This window comes from Nocardioides sp. Root140 (assembly GCF_001426745.1).
Lineage (GTDB): Bacteria > Actinomycetota > Actinomycetes > Propionibacteriales > Nocardioidaceae > Nocardioides.
Window position 1 is genome coordinate 299,471 of sequence record NZ_LMFI01000011.1, and the last position, 19,733, is coordinate 319,203.

The 19,733-nt window shown below is 69.6% G+C and carries 17 protein-coding genes; 11 read left to right on the top strand and 6 right to left on the bottom strand.

The window, feature by feature from the left end:
• The first annotated feature begins 30 nt into the window (after window positions 1-30).
• The 5 genes from mfd to ASD30_RS19995 all read left to right on the top strand — a co-directional run bounded on the left by mfd (window position 31) and on the right by ASD30_RS19995 (window position 7,269).
• The gene (mfd, locus tag ASD30_RS19975) at window positions 31-3,684 is read left to right on the top strand and encodes a transcription-repair coupling factor (protein ID WP_056685990.1); all 3,654 of its coding nucleotides are present in this window, start codon (window positions 31-33) and stop codon (window positions 3,682-3,684) included.
• Between the two features lie 67 nt (window positions 3,685-3,751).
• Window positions 3,752-4,453: a hypothetical protein gene (locus ASD30_RS19980; protein ID WP_156388821.1), complete on the top strand. Its 702-nt coding sequence runs from the start codon at window positions 3,752-3,754 to the stop codon at window positions 4,451-4,453.
• 13 nt (window positions 4,454-4,466) lie between these two features.
• Window positions 4,467-5,129: a MazG family protein gene (locus ASD30_RS19985; RefSeq protein ID WP_056685997.1), complete on the top strand. Its 663-nt coding sequence runs from the start codon at window positions 4,467-4,469 to the stop codon at window positions 5,127-5,129.
• A 74-nt stretch (window positions 5,130-5,203) separates the two neighbouring features.
• Window positions 5,204-6,565, top strand: coding sequence for a TrpB-like pyridoxal phosphate-dependent enzyme (locus ASD30_RS19990; protein WP_056685999.1), 1,362 nt, complete (start codon window positions 5,204-5,206; stop codon window positions 6,563-6,565).
• A gap of 236 nt (window positions 6,566-6,801) precedes the next feature.
• A complete protein-coding gene (locus ASD30_RS19995; protein WP_156393727.1) occupies window positions 6,802-7,269 on the top strand; it encodes a hypothetical protein in 468 nt (155 codons plus the stop codon).
• Window positions 7,270-7,346: 77 nt separating this feature from the next.
• On the opposite strand, the gene ASD30_RS20000 is transcribed toward ASD30_RS19995, so the two are convergent.
• The 6 genes from ASD30_RS20000 to ASD30_RS20025 form a co-directional block, all read right to left on the bottom strand.
• Window positions 7,347-8,624 (bottom strand): hypothetical protein, encoded by a 1,278-nt coding sequence (locus tag ASD30_RS20000; protein ID WP_056686006.1) that lies wholly within the window; start codon window positions 8,622-8,624, stop codon window positions 7,347-7,349.
• Window positions 8,625-8,856: 232 nt separating this feature from the next.
• A complete protein-coding gene (locus tag ASD30_RS20005) occupies window positions 8,857-9,906 on the bottom strand; it encodes a FlgD immunoglobulin-like domain containing protein (RefSeq protein ID WP_056686009.1) in 1,050 nt (349 codons plus the stop codon).
• A gap of 161 nt (window positions 9,907-10,067) precedes the next feature.
• A complete protein-coding gene (locus ASD30_RS20010; RefSeq protein WP_056686012.1) occupies window positions 10,068-10,727 on the bottom strand; it encodes a methionine ABC transporter permease in 660 nt (219 codons plus the stop codon).
• The gene (locus ASD30_RS20015; protein WP_056686015.1) at window positions 10,727-11,749 is read right to left on the bottom strand and encodes a methionine ABC transporter ATP-binding protein; all 1,023 of its coding nucleotides are present in this window, start codon (window positions 11,747-11,749) and stop codon (window positions 10,727-10,729) included. The genes ASD30_RS20010 and ASD30_RS20015 overlap by 1 nt, the downstream gene beginning before the upstream one ends.
• 2 nt (window positions 11,750-11,751) lie before the next feature.
• Entirely contained in the window at window positions 11,752-12,675 is a 924-nt protein-coding gene (locus tag ASD30_RS20020; RefSeq protein WP_056686018.1) for a MetQ/NlpA family ABC transporter substrate-binding protein, read from the bottom strand.
• Between the two features lie 232 nt (window positions 12,676-12,907).
• Window positions 12,908-15,217 (bottom strand): esterase-like activity of phytase family protein, encoded by a 2,310-nt coding sequence (locus ASD30_RS20025; protein WP_056686021.1) that lies wholly within the window; start codon window positions 15,215-15,217, stop codon window positions 12,908-12,910.
• 209 nt (window positions 15,218-15,426) lie between these two features.
• Between ASD30_RS20025 and eno the strand changes: the two genes are divergently transcribed.
• The 6 genes from eno (at window position 15,427) to ASD30_RS20055 (ending at window position 19,639) form a co-directional block, all read left to right on the top strand.
• Window positions 15,427-16,707, top strand: a complete 1,281-nt coding sequence (gene eno, locus ASD30_RS20030; protein ID WP_056686024.1) for a phosphopyruvate hydratase — start codon at window positions 15,427-15,429, stop codon at window positions 16,705-16,707.
• A 7-nt stretch (window positions 16,708-16,714) separates the two neighbouring features.
• Window positions 16,715-17,293 carry an FtsB family cell division protein gene (locus ASD30_RS20035; protein ID WP_056686027.1) on the top strand — a complete coding sequence of 193 codons (579 nt, stop codon included), beginning with the start codon at window positions 16,715-16,717 and terminating at the stop codon, window positions 17,291-17,293.
• Window positions 17,290-17,811, top strand: coding sequence for a DUF501 domain-containing protein (locus ASD30_RS20040; RefSeq protein ID WP_056686030.1), 522 nt, complete (start codon window positions 17,290-17,292; stop codon window positions 17,809-17,811). The genes ASD30_RS20035 and ASD30_RS20040 overlap by 4 nt, the downstream gene beginning before the upstream one ends.
• Before the next feature lie 211 nt (window positions 17,812-18,022).
• Complete coding sequence (locus ASD30_RS20045) at window positions 18,023-18,259, top strand: type II toxin-antitoxin system VapB family antitoxin (RefSeq protein WP_056686033.1); 237 nt, start codon at window positions 18,023-18,025, stop codon at window positions 18,257-18,259.
• Window positions 18,256-18,690: a type II toxin-antitoxin system VapC family toxin gene (locus tag ASD30_RS20050; protein WP_056686036.1), complete on the top strand. Its 435-nt coding sequence runs from the start codon at window positions 18,256-18,258 to the stop codon at window positions 18,688-18,690. The genes ASD30_RS20045 and ASD30_RS20050 overlap by 4 nt, the downstream gene beginning before the upstream one ends.
• A gap of 19 nt (window positions 18,691-18,709) precedes the next feature.
• A complete protein-coding gene (locus ASD30_RS20055) occupies window positions 18,710-19,639 on the top strand; it encodes a Ppx/GppA phosphatase family protein (protein ID WP_327152748.1) in 930 nt (309 codons plus the stop codon).
• The last annotated feature ends 94 nt before the right edge of the window (window positions 19,640-19,733 follow it).

Sequence of the window (19,733 nt, forward strand, 5' to 3'; positions counted from 1 at the left end):
CCGGGGGCTGTCGTCGTGTGGAGGAACGCAATGCGCCTGCAAGGGCTCGCCGATGTCGTGCTGGCCGACAAGACCCTGGCCGGGGCGCTGGCCGACGTCGGCACCGTCAACGCGCTCGACCTGACCGGGCCGGCCGGCGTACGCCCGTTCGTCGTGGCCGGGCTGGTCCGCGAGGGCCGCACCGTGCTGGTCGTGACCGCCACCCAGCGCGAGGCCGAGGACCTCGTCGACACGCTCTCCGACCTGATCGAGCCGAGCCTGGTCGCCTACTTCCCGAGCTGGGAGACCCTTCCCCACGAGCGGCTCAGCCCGCGCAGTGACACGGTCGGCCGGCGCCTGGCGGTGCTGCGTCGCATCGTGCACCCAGAGGAGGGCGAGCTCAAGGTCATCGTGGCACCGGTGCGCAGCGTGCTGCAGCCCCAGGTCAAGGGCCTCGGCGACCTCGCCCCGGTCGAGCTGGTCAAGGGCGACACCGTCGACCTCGACGACGTGGCCCGCCGGCTCAGCGACGCGGCGTACTCCCGTGTCGACCTGGTCGAGAGGCGCGGCGAGTACGCCGTCCGAGGTGGCATCGTCGACGTCTTCCCGCCGACCGAGGAGCACCCCCTGCGCGTGGAGTTCTGGGGCGACGACGTCGAGGAGATCCGCAGCTTCGCGGTCGCCGACCAGCGCACCCTCGACACCGTCGAGCGGCTCTGGGCGCCGCCGTGTCGCGAGCTGCTGATGACCGACGACGTACGCCGACGCGCGGCCGAGCTCGGTGCCGCCCACCCGCAGCTGCTCGAGCTGACCGACAAGATCGCCCACGGCATCGCGGTCGAGGGCATGGAGTCGCTGACTCCCGTGCTGGTCGACGAGATGGAGCTGCTGGTCGACCTGATGCCGGCGGCCACCAACGTGCTGGTGCTCGACCCCGAGCGGGTGCGCTCGCGGGCCCACGACCTGGTCGCCACGAGCGAGGAGTTCCTCGGGGCCTCGTGGGCCGCCGCCGCCAGTGGCGGTGTGGCGCCGATCGACCTCGGCGCCGCGTCCTACAAGGAGCTCGGCGACGTGCGCGAGCACGCGATCGCCAGCGGCCTGTCGTGGTGGTCGGTGAGCCCGTTCGGACTTGACGAGGATGGCCTGGACGGCCCGGGCTCACCGCTCGACCCCGACGTACCCGCCACCCGGGTGATCGCGCTGAACCCGGCCGAGGCCTACCGCGGCGACGTCGCCCAGGCCGTGCAGGACATCAAGGGCTGGCTCGATGCCGGCAGGCAGGTCTTCGTGGTCCGCGAGGGCCACGGCCCGGCCGAGCGCACCGTCGAGGTGCTGGGCGAGAACGAGGTCGCCGCCCGGCTGGTCGAGTCGCCCGGTCTCGATACGGGCGCAGAGCGCCCTACTCGACCACCGAAAGACCTGGATACGGGCGCAGAGCGCCCTACTCGACCACCGAAAGACCTCGATACGGGCGCAGAGCGCCCTACTCGACCACCGAAAGACGTCGACGGCGTGGTCAACGTGCTGCAGGCACAGCTGATCGCGGGCATGGTCGGCGAGCACTTCGCCGTCCTCACCGGTGAGGACATCTCCGGGCAGAAGTCCAGCACCCGCGACATGCGCAAGCTGCCCGCGCGACGCAAGAAGCAGATCGACCCGCTCGAGCTGAAGCCCGGCGACTACGTGGTGCACGAGCAGCACGGCGTCGGCCGCTACGTCGAGATGAAGCAGCGCGAGGTGCAGGGCGCGACCCGCGAGTACCTCGTGCTCGAGTACGGCGCGGCCAAGCGTGGCGCGGCCCCCGACCGCCTCTACGTGCCGGCCGACACCCTCGACCAGGTCACCCGCTACGTCGGCGGCGAGGCGCCCAGCCTCGACCGGCTCGGCGGCGCCGACTGGGCCAAGCGCAAGGGCAAGGCCCGCAAGGCGGTGCGCGAGATCGCCTCCGAGCTGATCAAGCTGTACGCCGCACGCCAGGCCACCAAGGGCCACGCGTTCGGACCCGACACCCCGTGGCAGCGTGAGCTCGAGGACGCCTTCCCGTTCCAGGAGACCGCCGACCAGCTGAGCACGGTCGACGAGGTCAAGAGCGACATGATGCAGCAGGTGCCGATGGACCGCCTGGTCTGCGGCGACGTCGGCTACGGCAAGACCGAGATCGCCGTCCGTGCCGCGTTCAAGGCGGTGCAGGACGGCAAGCAGGTCGCCGTCCTCGTGCCGACCACGCTGCTGGTGACCCAGCACTTCTCGACGTTCGCCGAGCGGATGAGCGGCTTCCCGGTCAACCTGCGCGCCCTGTCGCGGTTCCAGAGCGACAAGGAGGCCAAGGAGGTCATGGAGGGCCTGTCCGACGGCACCGTCGACATCGTCATCGGCACCCACCGGCTCTTCAACGCCGAGGTGCGGTTCAAGGACCTCGGCCTGATCGTCGTCGACGAGGAGCAGCGCTTCGGCGTCGAGCACAAGGAGAAGATGAAGACGCTGCGCACCAGCGTCGACGTGCTCTCCATGTCGGCCACCCCGATCCCGCGCACGCTCGAGATGACGATCACCGGCATCCGCGAGATGTCGACGATCGCCACCCCGCCGGAGGAGCGGCACCCCGTGCTGACCTACGTCGGCGGCTACGAGGACCGCCAGGTGACCGCCGCGATCCGCCGTGAGCTGTTGCGCGAGGGCCAGGTCTTCTACATCCACAACCGGGTGCAGTCGATCGAGAAGGCCGCGCAGAAGATCAAGGAGCTCGTGCCCGAGGCCCGTGTCGCCACGGCGCACGGCCAGATGAACGAGCGCCAGCTCGAGCAGGTGATGCTCGACTTCTGGGAGAAGCGCTTCGACGTGCTGGTCTGTACGACGCTCGTCGAGTCGGGCCTCGACGTGTCCAACGCGAACACGATGATCATCGAGCGCTCCGACACCCTCGGCCTCTCGCAGCTGCACCAGCTGCGTGGCCGCGTCGGGCGTTCCCGTGAGCGCGCCTACGCCTACTTCCTCTACCCGAGCGAGAAGCCGCTGACCGAGACCGCCCACGAGCGGCTGGCCACGCTGGCCCAGCACTCCGACCTCGGCGGCGGCATGGCGATCGCGATGAAGGACCTCGAGATCCGCGGCGCCGGCAACCTGCTCGGCGGCGAACAGTCCGGACACATCGCCGACGTCGGGTTCGACCTCTACGTGCGACTCGTCGGCGAAGCGGTCACCGAGTTCCGCGGTGACAAGGAGCCCGAGCTGGCCGAGGTGCGCATCGAGCTGCCGATCGACGCCCACCTGCCCCACGACTACATCCCCTCCGAGCGGTTGCGCCTGGAGATGTACAAGCGGTTGGCCGAGGTGCGCTCCGACGCCGACGTCGAGCTGCTCCGCGAGGAGATGCTCGACCGCTACGGCAACCCGCCGAAGTCGGTGGCCTCGCTGCTCGAGGTAGCCCGGTTCCGCGCGCGGGCCCGGCAGGCCGGCATCAGCGAGGTGACCCTGGCCGGAAAGAACGTGCGCTTCGCACCCGTCGAGCTGCCCGAGTCACGCACCCTGAAGCTGCAACGGGTCTACCCGAAGTCGCTGGTGAAGACGACCAGCAAGACCGTGCTCGTGCCGCGGCCGACCGTGCCCGGTGGCCACATCCGTGACGAGGACCTGCTCGCGTGGGCACGCCAGGTGATCGACGGTGTGATCGACCCGCCGGCGGTCGCCGTACAACCCGGGGCGTGAGCGGCGTCACGCCGCCTGCTTGAATGTGGGTGGACGCAAGATCAGCAAACCTCGAAGGAGTCCGACCGTGAGGATCCGCCTCGCCGTAGCCCTGAGCGCAGTGTCGATGGGCACAGTGTCGATGCTGGCGCTCTCCGGATGCGGGTCCGACCTCGGCCCCGACGTGCACCCCGGTGCGGCCGCCGTGGTCGGCGACCACGAGATCTCGATCGACCAGGTCGACGCGCGCGCCAGGGAGTTCTGCGACTTCAACCTCGAGAGCCTGCACGCCCAGAAGCTCGAGGTGCCGATGGCGCTGGCCCGGTCCGCCGCGATCGAGGACCTCGCCACCGAGCAGGTGGCGGAGCAGTACGCCGAGGCGCACGACCTCGACCTCTCCGAGGCGAAGGCGACCCTGCTGCCGGTGCTGCGCAAGCAGGCCGAGGACGCGCTGAATCCCAAGGACGCGGGTGCTCCGCCGGCGAGCGAGGAGTCCATCGACGAGTACGTCGACCTGAGCCTCAAGCCCACCGCGAGCGTGATCTACCTGGCCGCCGGCATGGACACCGGCCTGCCCGCCGGCCAGAAGGCCCTCGATCGGGGCCGTTCCGTCGTCCAGGCCTGGGGCCAGGAGCTCGAGATCACCACGGACCCACGCTTCACGGGCGACTCCGGGCAGCTCTCCGTCGCGGTCAGTGACCTCACCGCCGAGGCGTTGAAGTTCGCCAACGGCAAGTCCGAGGGCAAGGCCTACCTCGCGTCGTTGCCGGACTCCCAGAAGTGCGGCTGAGCGAGGCCCTCTCATGACCGGTTCGTCGGACGCGGCGTCGGGCGCGGCGTCGGACTCGTTCCCGGACACGGTGCCGGGGGAGCGGCTGGTCGAGCTGACCGCGGTGATGACCCGGATGCGCACCGAGTGCGCCTGGAAGGCCGGGCAGACGCACCGGTCGTTGGCCCGCTTCCTCCTCGAGGAGACGCACGAGACTCTCGAGGCGATCGAGCTCGGCGACCGGGAGCACCTGCGTGAAGAGCTGGGCGACCTGCTCCTGCAGGTCTGGTTCCACGCCGAGATCGCGGCCGAGACCGGCGCCTTCACGATCGACGACGTCGCCGCCGACCTGATCGCCAAGATGGTGCGCCGCAACCCGCACGTCTTCGGTGACGCCGCCTCCTCCGACGATCCCGCCGAGATCAACGAGATCTGGCAGGCGATCAAGGCCGACGAGAAGCAACGCACCTCGGTCTTCGACGGTCTGCCCCCGACACTGCCGGCGCTGCTGCTGGCCGACAAGGTGCTCGACCGGCAGGCTCGCGAGGGACGCACCGTGCCGGCCCTGGTCGACGTCTCCGATGCCGACGCCGACCTCGGTGACCGCCTCCTGGCCCTCGTCGACGAGGCCCGCCGCGACGGCGTCGATCCCGAGCAGGCGCTGCGTGACGCCGTACGCCGCACTGCCGGGACGTGAACCTCTGCGGCCGTTCGCCTGAGCGGGCTCCGATCCGGCGGTAGGTTGGCGCCAACCAACCCGGAGGAGCCGTGATGACTGAGCCGCGCAAGTACCTGCTGGACGAGTCGGAGATGCCGACGCACTGGTACAACATCGTCGCCGACCTGCCCACGCCTCCTCCGCCGCCACTGCACCCCGGCACCCACCAGCCGGTCGGTCCCGACGACCTCGCGCCGCTCTTCCCGCCGGAGCTGATCGCCCAGGAGGTCAGTGCCGAGCGGTTCATCGAGATCCCGGAGGCGGTGCGCGAGGTCTACGCGCAGTACCGACCCTCGCCGCTGTTCAGGGCCCGGTCGCTGGAGCGGAAGCTCGGCACGCCGGCGCGGATCTACTACAAGTACGAAGGCGTCTCGCCGGCCGGTTCGCACAAGGTCAACACGGCCGTGCCGCAGGCCTACTACAACAAGATCAACGGAATCAACCGGCTCACCACCGAGACCGGTGCCGGGCAGTGGGGCACCGCCCTGTCCTACGCCTGCTCCCTGTTCGACATGACCTGCGAGGTCTGGCAGGTCGGGGCGTCGTACGACACCAAGCCGCAGCGCCGCACGCTGATCGAGGTCTTCGGCGGCAAGGTGCACCGCTCACCCAGCCGGATGACCGAGTCGGGCAAGGCGTTCCCGGAGGGCCACCCCGGCTCGCTCGGCATCGCGATCTCCGAGGCCGTCGAGCTGGCCGGCCAGGACCCGAACGCGAAGTACGCCCTCGGGTCGGTGCTCAACCACGTGCTCTTGCACCAGACGATCAGCGGCGAGGAGACCCTGCTCCAGCTGGCCAAGGCCGGCGAGTCCGGTGCCGACCTCGTCGTCGGCTGCGCCGGAGGTGGTTCCAACTTCGCCGGGCTGGCGTTCCCGTTCCTGCGCGAGAAGCTGGCCGGCAACCAGAGCCCGCGGATCCTGGCTGTCGAGCCCACGTCGTGCCCGACGCTGACCCGTGGTGAGTACCGCTACGACTTCGGCGACACCGCCGGCCTCACCCCGCTGATGAAGATGTACACCCTCGGCCACGACTTCGTGCCGTCCACGATCCACGCCGGGGGCCTCCGCTACCACGGCATGGCGCCGCTGGTCAGCCACGCCGTGCACGAGGGCCTGATCGAGGCCACCGCGCTGCACCAGAGCGAGTGCTTCGAGGCCGCTGTCGAGTTCGCCCGCACCGAGGGCATCGTGCCGGCACCCGAGTCCGCCCATGCCCTGGCCCAGGCCCGCCGCGAGGCGCTGGAGGCCAAGGAGTCGGGCCAGGAGAAGGTGATCGTGATCCTGCTGTCCGGCCACGGGCTGCTCGAGCTCGGCGCCTACGACTCGTTCCTCGCGGGGCATCTCGAGGACGACCCGCTCTCCGAGGCCGACCTCACCGCCGCGCTCGCCGGCGTACCCGAGGTTGCCGGAGTCTGAGCGCCGCCGACGCCGTACGTCGTCTCGCCGTCTCGAAGACACGTCGGACGTCGGGCGCGGCTCCAGCGGTAGCCCAGCGTCGGCATGAGCCTCGCCATGAGCCCTGGGCTACCGCGGAACGCCATCTCGGTGGTCGAGCCGACTGAGCGAAGTCGACCGAGGGCTTGAGTGGTGCGTTCGGAAGCGTCCCGTTGACCTCGGTTTCTCAGGGTCCGGGACGGGGAAGACGCTTCGTCATGAGATATCAGCTCGAGAAGAGCATGGGCCTGATGTCCGTCTCGCGCGCGGACGGCACGACGATCGCCGAGCTCGACAAGTCGTTCTGGTCGGAGCGGGCGACCGTGGTCATCGAGGGCCGCCCGTGGTCGTTCGGCAAGGACGGCGGTGCCCGCACGGGCATCTGCGAGTCCGACCCGGCCCTGCGCCTCAGCGCCACCCGGCCCAGTTTCTGGCGCCAGGGCTGGCAGGTCACGTCCGGCAGCACGACGTACGAGATCAAGCCGGCCGGCGTGTTCATCAGCGCGTACGACGTGTTCCGTGACGGCACCGCGATCGGGGCCAGCGGCAAGGGCAGCTTCTGGACCAACAAGCCGTGGGTCGACGTGCCCGACGACGTGCCTGCCGCCGACGCGGTGTTCCTGCTGTGGATCGCGTTCCTGATGCGCGCCCGCGCCGCCCAGTCCGCCGCCTCCGCCTCCACCTGACAGATTCTCCCCAACGTCTGGCGCCTCGATCGGACGTGAGGAGGAGCCAGACGTTGGGGAGTATCGAGAGGCTGGGCTCAGATCTGGCGGCGCGCCGTGTAGCGGAGACGCACCCTTTCGACCACGAACGAGCGCCAGTAGGTCACCTTCACGCGGACCATGAAGCGAGTCGGGGACACTCGGGTCCCGGTGCGAATGAGGCGGCCGCTGTCACAGCACAGGCTGTAGCCGCCGACTGCCCAGCGGATGTTTCGGGCGTTCGCCGGGATGGCGAAGTTGTAGCTGGCCTGGGCGTAGGCGCCACCCCAGCAGTCGAGGTGGTTGCCCGGGTCGTAGTCGCGGGTGTAGCAGTTTCCGCGGGTCTGGTCCCGGGAGTCGTACCACCCGTCCTTGACCTTGGAGATCGTGAAGGTCTTGTATCCCGTCGCGACCTGGACGACGACGTGGGCAGTCGCCGATCGGCCGCCCAACGTGGACTTGACGATGGCGGTGTAGCGACCGACGGGTACCTTGCTGCCCGCAGCGTTCAGGCCGTTCCACGCGAGCGTGCGTCGCCCGTAGTAGTCGGCCCAGGAATTGGCCGATGACTTGAGGGTTCGCACGACTCGACCCGTCGCGTTCCGGCGGATGCTCACGGTGATGGCCGAGTCAAGTCGGCTCCCGAAGGTGAAGCCCGTCTTGTCGAGGTACCCGTCGCGAACCCTGGGATAGAACGTGCTCCGGCTGGCGCTCAGGTTGCGGACCTCGGGTGCGGGCAGGGCGACGGTGAAGTCGCTGTACGTCGACATGCCCGTGTCGTAGTTGTAGACCTCCAGACGACAGTCCTCACCCGCGTTCGCCGGGCCCAGGGATCCGCTGAACTGCTGACCGGCGTACGAACTGGAGTGGGACACGTAGTCGTAGGTGTCGTCGCAGGTCAGCTCCACGTAGTAGGAGGCCGCGTCGCCGGCAACGAACGTGTAGCTCACATTGCCGGCAGGGACGTTGGCGCCGTTCGCCGGCGCCAGGATCCTGTCGGCGTACGCTGCCGCTGCGGACGGTGCCTCAGACGCCGTGATCCCCGGGGTCGTCTTCGCGCCCTCAGTGGATTCTGGCTGGGGTGTGGCCGCGTCGTCATCCGCCGGCCCGGCTGGCGCGACGGGTTCCGAGGGGGTCTCGGTCTCGTCTGCCGGCACCTCCGACGACGACTCGGCCGGCGAGTCGGATGGCTCCGGGTCGCCCGAGACCGACGTCTCGACCTGTGCCGAGTCGTTGGTCAGCGACGAGTCATCGGCCGTCGCAGGTCCGGTGGCGACGAGAGCGCTGAGTGGAACGGCCAGCACAGCTGCCGTGAGTGCCGAGATTGCGAGACGCATGCATGTTCCTGTCCGAGGCGTGGCTTGGAGGACATGCGCGTGCCGGTTTGTGTCCGTCGTCGTGGCTCACCTGACCGCGCGGGCCCCCGGTCCGGGGCAGAAGACCGCGGACGCACCCGAGCGTAGGGCCAGACACCCTTGCACCGTGGGGGAACGGATGAACATGGCCTACTTGGGTCCCTCGGTGTGCATTTCGGACCATGGGGCCATGGTTCGATCCGACTACAAGCGCTCAGATCTGGCGGCGCACCGTGTAGCGGATCAGGGCCCGGCGGACGACGTACGACCTGTGATCGGTCACCCGGACCCGGATGCGGAAGCGAGTCGGTGCGAACCGGGTGCCGGCGCGGACGAGTCGGCCGCTGCCGCAGCACACGCTGGAGCCACGGACGGCCCAGGCGATGTTGCGGGCGTGGCTCGGGACGGTGAACGTGTAGGTCGCCTGGGCGTAGGTGCCGCCGCGGCACTCCAGGCGGTTGCCGGGATGGGCATCCCGGGTGCGGCAGTTGCCCCGCGTGGTGTTGCTGGCGCCGCGCCGCCCGTCCTTCACCCGGGTGACGCTGACGTTGCGGTGGCCGGTCGCGATCCAGACCGGGACGTGCTCCGTGCTCGAGTGACCGTCCAGCGTCGAGGTGACGAACGCGGTGTAGCGTCCGACAGGGAGCATCGCGCCGCCGGCGGTGAGCCCGTCCCACGTGAGGGTTCGCCGGCCGTAGTGCAGTGACCAGATGTCCTCGGGGGACTGGAGGGTCCGGACTGTCCGGCCCGTCGAGTCCTCTCGGATCCTCACCGTGATGGCGGAGTCGAGGCGGCTCTGGAAGGTCAGGGCCACGTGGTCCTGGTAGCCGTCACGCACCCGCGGGTAGAACGTGCTGGGTCCGGCCGTCAGGTCGACGACCGTGGGCATCGGGGGAGACACGTTGAAGTAGGACCACGTGGTCACCGCCGTGCCCGAGTTGTAGACGCCGAGGTTGCAGTAGCCCCCGGCCACGCTGGGGAAGGTCCCGGTGTGCAGGCTCCCCGGAGCGTCGCTGCGGAAGGAGGACTCGCTCACCGGGTCGTCGTTGCACGTGAGGGTCACCTCGAAGTAGCCGACGTCTCCGGCCGTGACGCTCCAGCTCACCGGGCCGGCGGGGATCATCGAGTCGTCGGCCGGCGTCACGATCTGGTCGGGGCCAGCCGCTGTCGGGGTCTCGTCGGCAGTCACTGGACCGGCCGGGGTCAGGAGCGCGAGCGGAACGGCGGCCAGGCCTGCAGCCAGTTTCACGAGCGTGCGCCGCATGGTCCCCCCCGGGTTCCCTGATGGACCCTCGGGGTCGCACGGCCGTGCGACCCCCAGTCATGTCTCGGAACTCGAACGTATGACGGCGGGTGCGCGGTGCGCGTCGTACCGCGTGGAGATACCCGAATCCGATGACGTGGCGAGGGCCGGGCAACCCGGGGTCAGCGGCGCATGACCTTGCGGGCCAGGGTGTTGCCGAGGAACTGCGCGAGCTGCACGATCAGGATGATCATGAGTACGGCGGCCCACGTGACGACCTCGTCGAACTGGCGGTAGCCGTAGACGATCGCGAAGTTGCCGAGGCCACCACCGCCGACCACGCCGGCCACCGCCGACATGTCGACCAGGGCCACCAGGGCGAACGTGTAGCCCAGGATCAGCGGGCCCAGGGCCTCGGGCAGCAGCACCGTGAACACGATGCGGGTGCGGCTGGCGCCCATCGCGCGGGCCGCCTCGATCACGCCGGGGTCGACGGTGAGCAGGTTCTGCTCGACGATCCGGCTGATGCCGAACGTGGCCGCGATCGCCATCACGAAGATCACCGGCTTGTTGCCGATGCCGGTGCCGGTCACCGCGCGGGCCAGTGGTTGGGCCGCGGCGATGAAGATGATGAACGGGATCGGCCGGAAGACGTTGACCACGATGTTGGCGACCAACGAGACCGGGGCGTTGGGCTTGATGCCGCCACCGCGGGTCACGTAGAGCAGGATGCCGAGGAGGAGCCCGCCGAGTCCGCCGAGCACGAGCACCGCGAAGACGATGTAGAGGGTCTCGCCGGTGGCCGCCCAGAACAGGTCCTGCAGTTCGCTGAGCCGCTCCATCACGGCACCTCCGTCGTCTCGACCATGGCGGAGACCGCGGTCACGGCCTCGTCGACGCGGTCGCCGGTCAGCGAGAGCGTGAGGTGCCCGAAGGTGCGGCCGTTGACGTCCTCGATGCCGCCGTGGATCAGCTCGAAGCGCACGCCGCGCTCGATGAGCTGGGCGAACACGTCGGACGGCGTCACCGAGTCGTCACGCAGCGAGAGGGTGATGAACCGGCCCTCGTGTCGCTCACGCAACCGGGCCCGCGCGTGCTCGGGCGGGCCCTGCTCGACCAGCGTGCTGACGAACCGCTTCGTCGCCACGTGCTGCGGGTTGGCGAACAGGTCGAAGACGGGACCCTGCTCGACGATGCGCCCTTCCTCCATCACCGCGACGGTGTGGGCCAAGGTGCGCACGACCTCCATCTCGTGGGTGATCAACACGATCGTGATGCCGAGCTCCTCGTTGACCCGGCGCAGCAGCGCCAGCACCTCGTCGGTGGTCTGCGGGTCGAGTGCGCTGGTCGGCTCGTCGGCCAGCAGGATCTTCGGGTTCGTCGCCAGTGCGCGGGCGATGCCGACGCGCTGCTTCTGACCGCCCGAGAGCTCGTTCGGGTAGGCGTGCGCCTTGTCGGCGAGGCCGACGAAGTGCAGAAGCTCCGAGATGCGCCCCTGGTGCTCGGCCTTCGGCACCTTGGCAACCTGCAGCGGGTAGGCGACGTTGCCCCACACGGTGCGGCTGGAGAGCAGGTTGAACTGCTGGAAGATCATCCCGATCTCGGCCCGCACCGGCAGCAGCTGGCGCTCCTTGAGCGTGCTCACCACCGAGCCGTCGACCGTGACCGTGCCGGACGTCGGCTGGTCGAGGGCGTTGATCAACCGCAGCAGCGTCGACTTGCCGGCCCCGGAGTAGCCGACGATCCCGAGGATCTCCGACTCCTGCACGTCGAGGTCGACCCGGTCCAGCGCAAGCACCGGCGTACTGCCGCGGCCGCGCCCCGGGAACTCCCGGGACGCGGCGCGGATCTCGATGAGGGCCACGACTACTTCTTCTGTGCCTCGGTGTCGGCTTCGACCTTCTCGAGCGACGACGCCAGGTCCTTGACCGGGGTCTTCACCGAGACCCCGGTGCCGGCGGAGGCCTCGATGAGCTCCTTCTGCACGGCGTCGCTGTCCTGGAAGATCTTCACGAGCTTCTTGTACGTCGCGGCGTCGGCGTCGCCCGCGCGGGCCACGAACACGTTGACGTAGGGCACGGCGTTCGGGTCGGACGGGTCGTCCTGGGCGATGGCGTCCTCGGGCTTGAGGCCGGCGTCCGCGACGAAGTCGTTGTTGACGATCGCGGCGGCCAGGTCCTCCAGCGAGGTGACGGTCAGCTCGGCACTCAGTGCCTTGACCTTCACCTTCGAGTTGGCCTCGTCGACGTCGGAGAGGTCGGAGAAGATCGAGCCGCCCGACTTCAGCGTGATCAGGCCGGCCGACTGCAGCACGAGCAGGCCGCGGGCCTGGTTGCTCGGGTCGTTCGGCACGGCAACGGTCTCGCCGTCCTCGATGTCGGCGACGTCGTCGTACTTCTTGGAGTAGAGCGCAAGCGGGTAGATCGCGGTCGAGCCGATCGGCGTCAGGTCCTGGTCGTTGGCGACGTTGTAGTCAGCCAGGTAGACGATGTGCTGGAAGACGTTGAGGTCGATGTCTTTGTTGGTCAGCGCCGGGTTGGGCTGGGTGTACTCGGTGAAGTTGACCAGCTCGACGTCGATGCCTTCCTTCTTCGCCTCGTCGACGTACGTCTGCCAGTAGGCCTCGCTGGAGTCGACGACGCCGATGGTCACCTTCTCGTTCTTGTCGCCGCGCAGGAACACGGCGTACACGAGACCGGCGATCAGCGCGAGGGCGACGAGGCCGCCCAGGATCAGGAACAGCGGGTTCTTCTTGGGGGCCTCGATCAGAGGTACGTCGGGCGTCGACATCGTCGTCCTTTCCGGTCCGTCCCGGGGGTGGTGGGGCGGAGGTGCATGAGTGGTGACGTGACCTTAAGTCCACTCGCTCGCTCGACATTCCCCGATCTCACGATTTTGGGGTGTGCGTTCCCTCACGGTTGATCTTTCAACGGGATAGTCCATGACGTTTCGGCCCCAGAATTGCGATACTCCCTGACGTTTCGGCCCCAAGGAGGACCGGAACGTCAGGGAGTATCGAGGCTCAACGGCGGAAGAGGGACTTCGCGGAGCCGAGCTCGAGCAGCTGCGTCTCGCCGGTGGCGTCCTTGAGCCCGTCGTTGTCGGTGACTGCGAAGACCCGGCCGTCCCCGGTGATGCCGAGACCCTCGAGCTTCTCCTGGGTCCAGCCGTTCAGCGCCTGCATCGCGGGCAGTACGTCGACCGCGAGCCGCTTCCTCACCGGTCGTACGGCGACCTTGTGCGACATCGGCAGGTCGACCGTGTAGACCGCCTTCAACGCGGCGCGCGGACCGTTGAGCTTGTCGCGCTCGATGACCGCGACGGTGTCGGCGTCGATCGCGGTGATCTCGGACAGGCCGACCCAGTCACCCTCGACGTCGGTCTTCTCGAGCGTGTAGCCGAACCAGGTCCAGCGACCGGCGCGCACGTCGTACCGACCGATCCGGGCGAACGACTCACCGGCGACCGCCCGCTGCAGCGCGACGTAGACGTACTCGTTCACGCCGTTCCGGACCGCCGAGACGCCCTCGAGGCCCCACTTGCCGAGGCCGTCGGCGACCGTCGCCGGCAGTGCCAGGGTCTGGACGACACGACCGGTGCGGTCGAGGCGGAGCACCTTGTTCTGCGGCCCGGTCGCACCCTCGGAGGCGACCCAGAAGCCGCCGCCCCGGCGGGCACTGATGCCCTCGATGTCGACCTTGGCCCGGGCGCCGTCGGCATCGGTGACCTCGAGGACGCTCTCGATCCGGGCCGGGCTCGCGCTCACGTCGAGGTGGTAGATCCGGCCGGTGGCGTACGCCGAGTCGCTGGCCGCCCACAGCTTGTCGGCGTCGGCCGGGTCCTCGCTCAGCGCGCCGAGGGCGCCCCAACCGATCGGCTGCCCGTCGACGTCGCCGGACACCACCGAGGGGAACGCCGGGGCGCCGTCCTCGAGCTTGAAGATCCCGACAGACGCCCGCACCCCGGCCTCCGCGTCGTCCTCCTCGGAGGAGACCACCAGCAGGTCACGCGACGGGATCGGCAGCAGGCCCTCGGGTCCGTTGGTGGTGGCGAGCGCCTGCGTGTAGACCGGCGCGGTCGGGTCGGTCATGTCGTAGACCGCGACGAAGTTGCTGCGCTCCGAGCCGACGAACGCGTACGGCGTACCGCCGATGGTCTCGAACGCCAGGCCCTCGGGCTCGGCGCCCTTCTTCGCGGCCCGGTCGTTGTTGTGCAGGCCGAGGCGGGTGGCGATCTGCTCGAAGGTGTTGCCGGCGTCCCAGACCACGTTGCCGGTCGCCGTGTCGAAGACCGTCCAGCCGCGGGTGCCGCCCAACCAGTCGCCCTCGTTGGCGGTGGCGACCAGACCGTCGCCGACCCACTGGATCGCGTCGGGCTCGCGCGGTGCGTCGATCGAACCGGTCGGGTCGAAGAGGCCGTTCTTGGAGGTGTCGACGCCCTCGACCCGCGCGTTCCCGGCGCTGAAGGCGTGGTCGATCGTGGCGGTGGCGAGGTCGATCACCACGACGCCGTTGTTCTCCTGCAGGGTCAACGCCAGCTTGTTGTCGTCGTTGATGTCGACGTACTCCGGCTCGGCGTCCTCGGGGGTGTCGAGCCCGGCCAGGGCTTCAGCGGGCAGGTCGACGCGACGGGGCTCCCACGTGGTGGCGTCGGGGTTCGAGAGGTCGATGATCTGGACGAACCCGCTCGGGAGCTGGGGCAGGTCGCCCTCGTCGCCGCCCTCGGGGGTGACCGCCTCGTTGCGCTGGTTCTCCATCGCGATCGCGGCGTACCTGCCGTCGGGGGAGATGGCGATCGAGTCGGGCTGGCCGCCCAGGTCGATCGAGGCGATCGCGTCGTGCGGCGCAGCCAGGCCCACCACGTCGAGGCGTCCTTCGCGGACGCCGGGCGCCGGGTCCTCGTCCTCCCACGGGGTGTCCTCGAGACCGGGGTAGGTGCTCTCGTCGACCACGACGAGCGCGACCTCGCCGGCACTGGAGTCGGTCACCGCGACCGACGTCGGCTGCCCGCCCTTGCTGCTCCCCGACACGTCATGGCTGCCGAGGCCCTTCGGCGCCGACGGGTCGGCGATGTCGAGGAACCCGATCCGGCCGCCGAGCGCGTCGGTGTAGGCCAGGGTCCGGCCGTCCGCGCTGACCGACGAGATCTCCGCGACCGTCGGGTCGGCGGGGTCCACGCCGTCCGGCACGTTCTGGAAGACCGGGTACGTCGCGAGGCGGTGGAAGGAGGTCTCGTCGGGCGGTACGGCGGAGGCGGTCGTGTCGACGAGCGACAGGAGCGAGAACGGCAACGCGGCGACGGCGGCGAGCGCCAGTCCACGGCGTACGAGCATGAGTGTGCCTTTCGAGGGACGGTCCCGAGACGAGACGTGGGCATGCTCGTGGGGTCGTCTGGCGTGCAGGTAGCCGTCAGGTGAACCACCGACAGTGCTGCGGTGACCGTTGCACACCCGTCCCACACGCGCGGGTGCTGCCGGAATGCCGGAGTCGTCCCGGTTAGGCTGGGGCCGCTCGATCCATCGACCCCCAGGAGCATTCCCAAGTGGCTTCCATTGCTGCAGTCGGCGCCCGCGAGATCCTTGATTCGCGCGGCAACCCCACGGTTGAGGTCGAGGTCCAGCTCGACGACGGCACGTTCTCCCGGGCGGCGGTGCCCTCCGGTGCCTCCACCGGCGCCTTCGAGGCGGTCGAGCTGCGCGACGGCGGCGACCGCTACGCCGGCAAGGGCGTCGAGAAGGCGGTCAAGGCCGTCCTCGACCAGATCGCCCCCGCCATCGAGGGCCTCGAGGCCGACGACCAGCGCCTGGTCGACCAGACGATGCTCGACCTCGACGGCACCCCCAACAAGGCCAACATCGGCGCCAACGCGATCCTCGGCGTCTCGCTGGCCGTGGCCCGTGCCGCCGCCGACTCGGCCGCGCTGCCGCTCTACCGGTACGTCGGCGGCCCCAACGCCCACCTGCTGCCGGTGCCGATGATGAACATCCTCAACGGTGGCTCCCACGCCGACTCCAACGTCGACATCCAGGAGTTCATGATCGCGCCGATCGGTGCGAGCACCTTCCGTGAGGCCCTCCGCCAGGGCACCGAGGTCTACCACGCCCTCAAGTCCGTGCTGAAGGAGAAGGGCCTGGCCACCGGCCTCGGCGACGAGGGCGGCTTCGCGCCCAACCTCGACAGCAACCGGGCCGCGCTCGACCTGATCGCCACCGCGGTCGAGAAGGCCGGCTTCACGCTCGGCAAGGACATCGCCCTGGCGCTCGACGTCGCGGCGAGCGAGTTCTGCACCGACGGCACCTACACGTTCGAGGGTGCCTCGAAGACGGCCGCCGAGATGACCGCCTACTACGCCGAGCTCGTGGCGGCGTACCCCATCGTCTCGATCGAGGACCCCCTCGACGAGGACGACTGGGAGGGCTGGAAGACCATCACCGACGAGCTCGGCGCCAAGACCCAGCTGGTCGGCGACGACCTGTTCGTCACCAACGTCGAGCGGCTGCAGCGCGGCATCGACGGTGGCCAGGCCAACGCCCTGCTGGTCAAGGTGAACCAGATCGGCTCGCTCACCGAGACCCTCGACTCCGTCGACCTCGCGCACCGCAGCGGCTTCCGCTGCATGATGAGCCACCGCTCCGGCGAGACCGAGGACACCACGATCGCCGACCTCGCCGTGGCCACCAACTGCGGCCAGATCAAGACCGGTGCCCCGGCCCGTTCCGAGCGAGTCGCGAAGTACAACCAGCTCCTGCGCATCGAGGAAGAGCTCGGCGAGGCGGCCCGCTATGCCGGTGCCGCCGCGTTCCCGCGCTACGTCCGGAGCTGACTGACCCATGGCTGAGCGTCGACCGAACCGGGGCAGCGGTCCCCGAGGCACCCGGAGGCCCACGAGCCCCCGGGGGTCGCGGCCGCGCCCCGGTGCGGTCGCGACGCCCGGTACGTCGCCACGCCGTCCGGCCGCGCGCCGTACGCCGGTCCGCCCGAAGCTGACCGGTCGCGGCACCGTGCTGGTGCTCGTGCTCGCGGTGCTGACGGTGTCGTTCGCCTCGTCGATGCGGGCCTACCTCGAGCAGCAGAGCCACATCTCCGACCTGCACGCGCAGATCGACGAGACGACACAAGACATCGGCCAGCTCGAGCGCGAGAAGCGCCGCTGGGACGACGAGGCCTACGTGAAGGCCCAGGCCCGGGAGCGGCTGAACTACATCATGCCCGGCGAGACCGGCTACATGGTGCTCGACGAGAACGGCGACCCGCTCGACTCCAAGGACCAGCTCACCGACGCCAGTGACCTGCCCGAGGAAGAGCCGCCGGCCTGGTGGGACACCGCCTGGGGCTCGGTCGAGGCCGCCGGGTTCCCCAACAAGGACAAGCCCGACACCCCGGTGAACAAGATCGCCCCGCCGAAATGATCGAACCCGCTGACGTCGACGCGATCGCCGCCCAGCTCGGCCGCGAACCCCGCTCGATCCACGAGATCGGCCACCGTTGCCCGTGCGGCAACCCTGACGTCGTGACCACCGAGCCGCGCCTCGACAACGGCACACCGTTCCCCACGACCTACTACCTCACCTGCCCGCGCGCCGCTTCGCGCATCGGCACCCTCGAGGCCTCCGGGCTGATGAAGGAGATGCAGCAGCGTCTCTCCGAGGACCCCGCCCTCGCCGAGCAGTACGCCGCCGCGCACGAGGCCTACCTCGCCGCGCGTGAGGCGATCGCCGAGTCGACCGGTCAGCAGGTCCCCGAGATCGCCGGCATCTCCGCCGGCGGCATGCCCAACCGGGTCAAGTGCCTCCACGTGCTGGCCGGCCAGTCGCTGGCCCAGGGCCCGGGCGTGAACCCGCTCGGTGACGAGGTGCTCGAGACCCTGGGCGACTGGTGGAAGTCGGGCCCCTGCGTCTCGGCCTCCTCGACCTCGGCCTCCGACTGATCCTGCGTCGCGCTGACTCGTCGTACTGGCGCCCGCCGCGCGCCGCGTGCGCAACGCGCCCACCTGATTACTGCGTTGAGTGCACGATTTCTGTCGAGAGTCGGCCCGACCGCGACACAAATCGTGCACTCAACGCCAACGAGCGGTCTGACGGAGTGAACCGGATCGCACGGAAGTACGGGAGTATGGGTCCACTGGTATGGTGAGCAGTATGAAGACGACGATCGAGATTCCCGACGAGCTTGCGGCGGAGGCCAAGGCGCTCTCCCGCACTCAGCGGACCACGTTGCGCGAGTTGATCGTTGCCGGGCTGCGAGCCGAGCTGCAGCGCCGCAGCGAGAGCGGCCCGCGTGTTGACTTCGTCTTTCCGACCGTCAAGGGCGAAGGGCTGCTTGCTGGCATCACACCCGCTGACGCGATCGCCCGGTCCTACGACCTGCCCGCATGATCGCGGTCGACACGAACGTCCTGGTCTACGCGCACCGAGAGGACAGCCCCCATCACGCTCCGGCGGCTGCGGCCCTCCACGGACTCGCGACGGGCCGGGCCGCTTGGGCGATTCCCTGGCCGTGCGTCCATGAGTTCCTGGCAGTCGTCACGCATCCGCGCATCTATCGGCCCGCCACAGCGCCCGACGTCGCCTTGGCAGCTGTCCGGCAGTTGGTGGATCTGCCCAACCTTCACCTGATCTCCGAGTCGCGCGACCACGCCACCATCCTCGCCGATCTCTTGGGCAACACCTCGGTCGTCGGCCCCAAGGTGCACGATGCGCGCATCGCTGCCATCTGCCTGGGCCACGGTGTCGAGACCCTGTTGAGCGCGGACCGGGACTTCTCGTGGTTCCCGGCGCTGAACGTGGCCAATCCGCTTGTGACCTGACCCGCCTACGATGGCGCGCGTGACGAACCAGGGCGAGCAGACCAGCGGCGAGACCAACACCGTGGCGGCGATCGACTGCGGCACCAACACCATCAAGCTGATGATCGCGAACCTGCCCGACGTGCTGGTCCGCGAGACCCGCATGGTGCGCCTGGGCCAGGACGTCGACCGCACCGGCCGGCTGGCCGACGAGGCCCTGGCCCGCACGTTCGCCGCGATCGACGAGTACGCCGCACTCATCGCGCAGCACCCGGTCAAGAGGCTCCGGTTCTGCGCGACCTCGGCCAGCCGCGACGCGTCCAACTCCGACGTGTTCGTCGCCGGGGTGCGTGAGCGCCTCGGCATCGAGCCCGAGGTGGTCGCCGGCCACGAGGAGGCCCGGCTCGCCTTCGACGGTGCGGTCCGCAACCTGCGAGAGGCCCCCAAGACGCCCGTGCTGGTGGTCGACATCGGTGGTGGGTCGACCGAGCTGATCCTCGGCACCGACCGGCCCGAGCAGGAGTTCAGCATGGACATGGGCTCGGTGCGCATGCACGAGCGTCACCTCCACTCGGACCCGCCGGCGGCCGCCGAGATCGCCGCCGCCACGGAAGACATCGACGCGCATCTCGACCGGTGCCCTGTCCCTGCAGGTGACGCGGCCACCGTCGTCGGGGTCGCGGGCACGATCATCACCCTCGCCGCCGGCGTGCTCGACCTGCCGACGTACGACCGCGAGCGCATCGACCAGTCGGTGATCCCGGTGGCCGGGCTGCACGAGTTCACCGAGCGGCTGCTCGCGATGACTCATGAGCAGCGGCTCGCGCTGCCCTACATGCACCCGGGCCGCGCCGACGTCATCGGCGCCGGGGCGCTGGTGCTCGACCGGGTGCTGCGGCGTACGACGGTCGAGACGCTCGTGGTCTCCGAGGCGGACATCCTCGACGGCATTGCCTGGTCGATCAGCTGATATGTAGCTGCTTCCTGTCAAGAGGCAGGGTGAGGCGCCCGTCCCGGTGGTCCCGGGGCGGGCGCCTCTGGTTTCGTCGAGGTGTTGGTGGTGA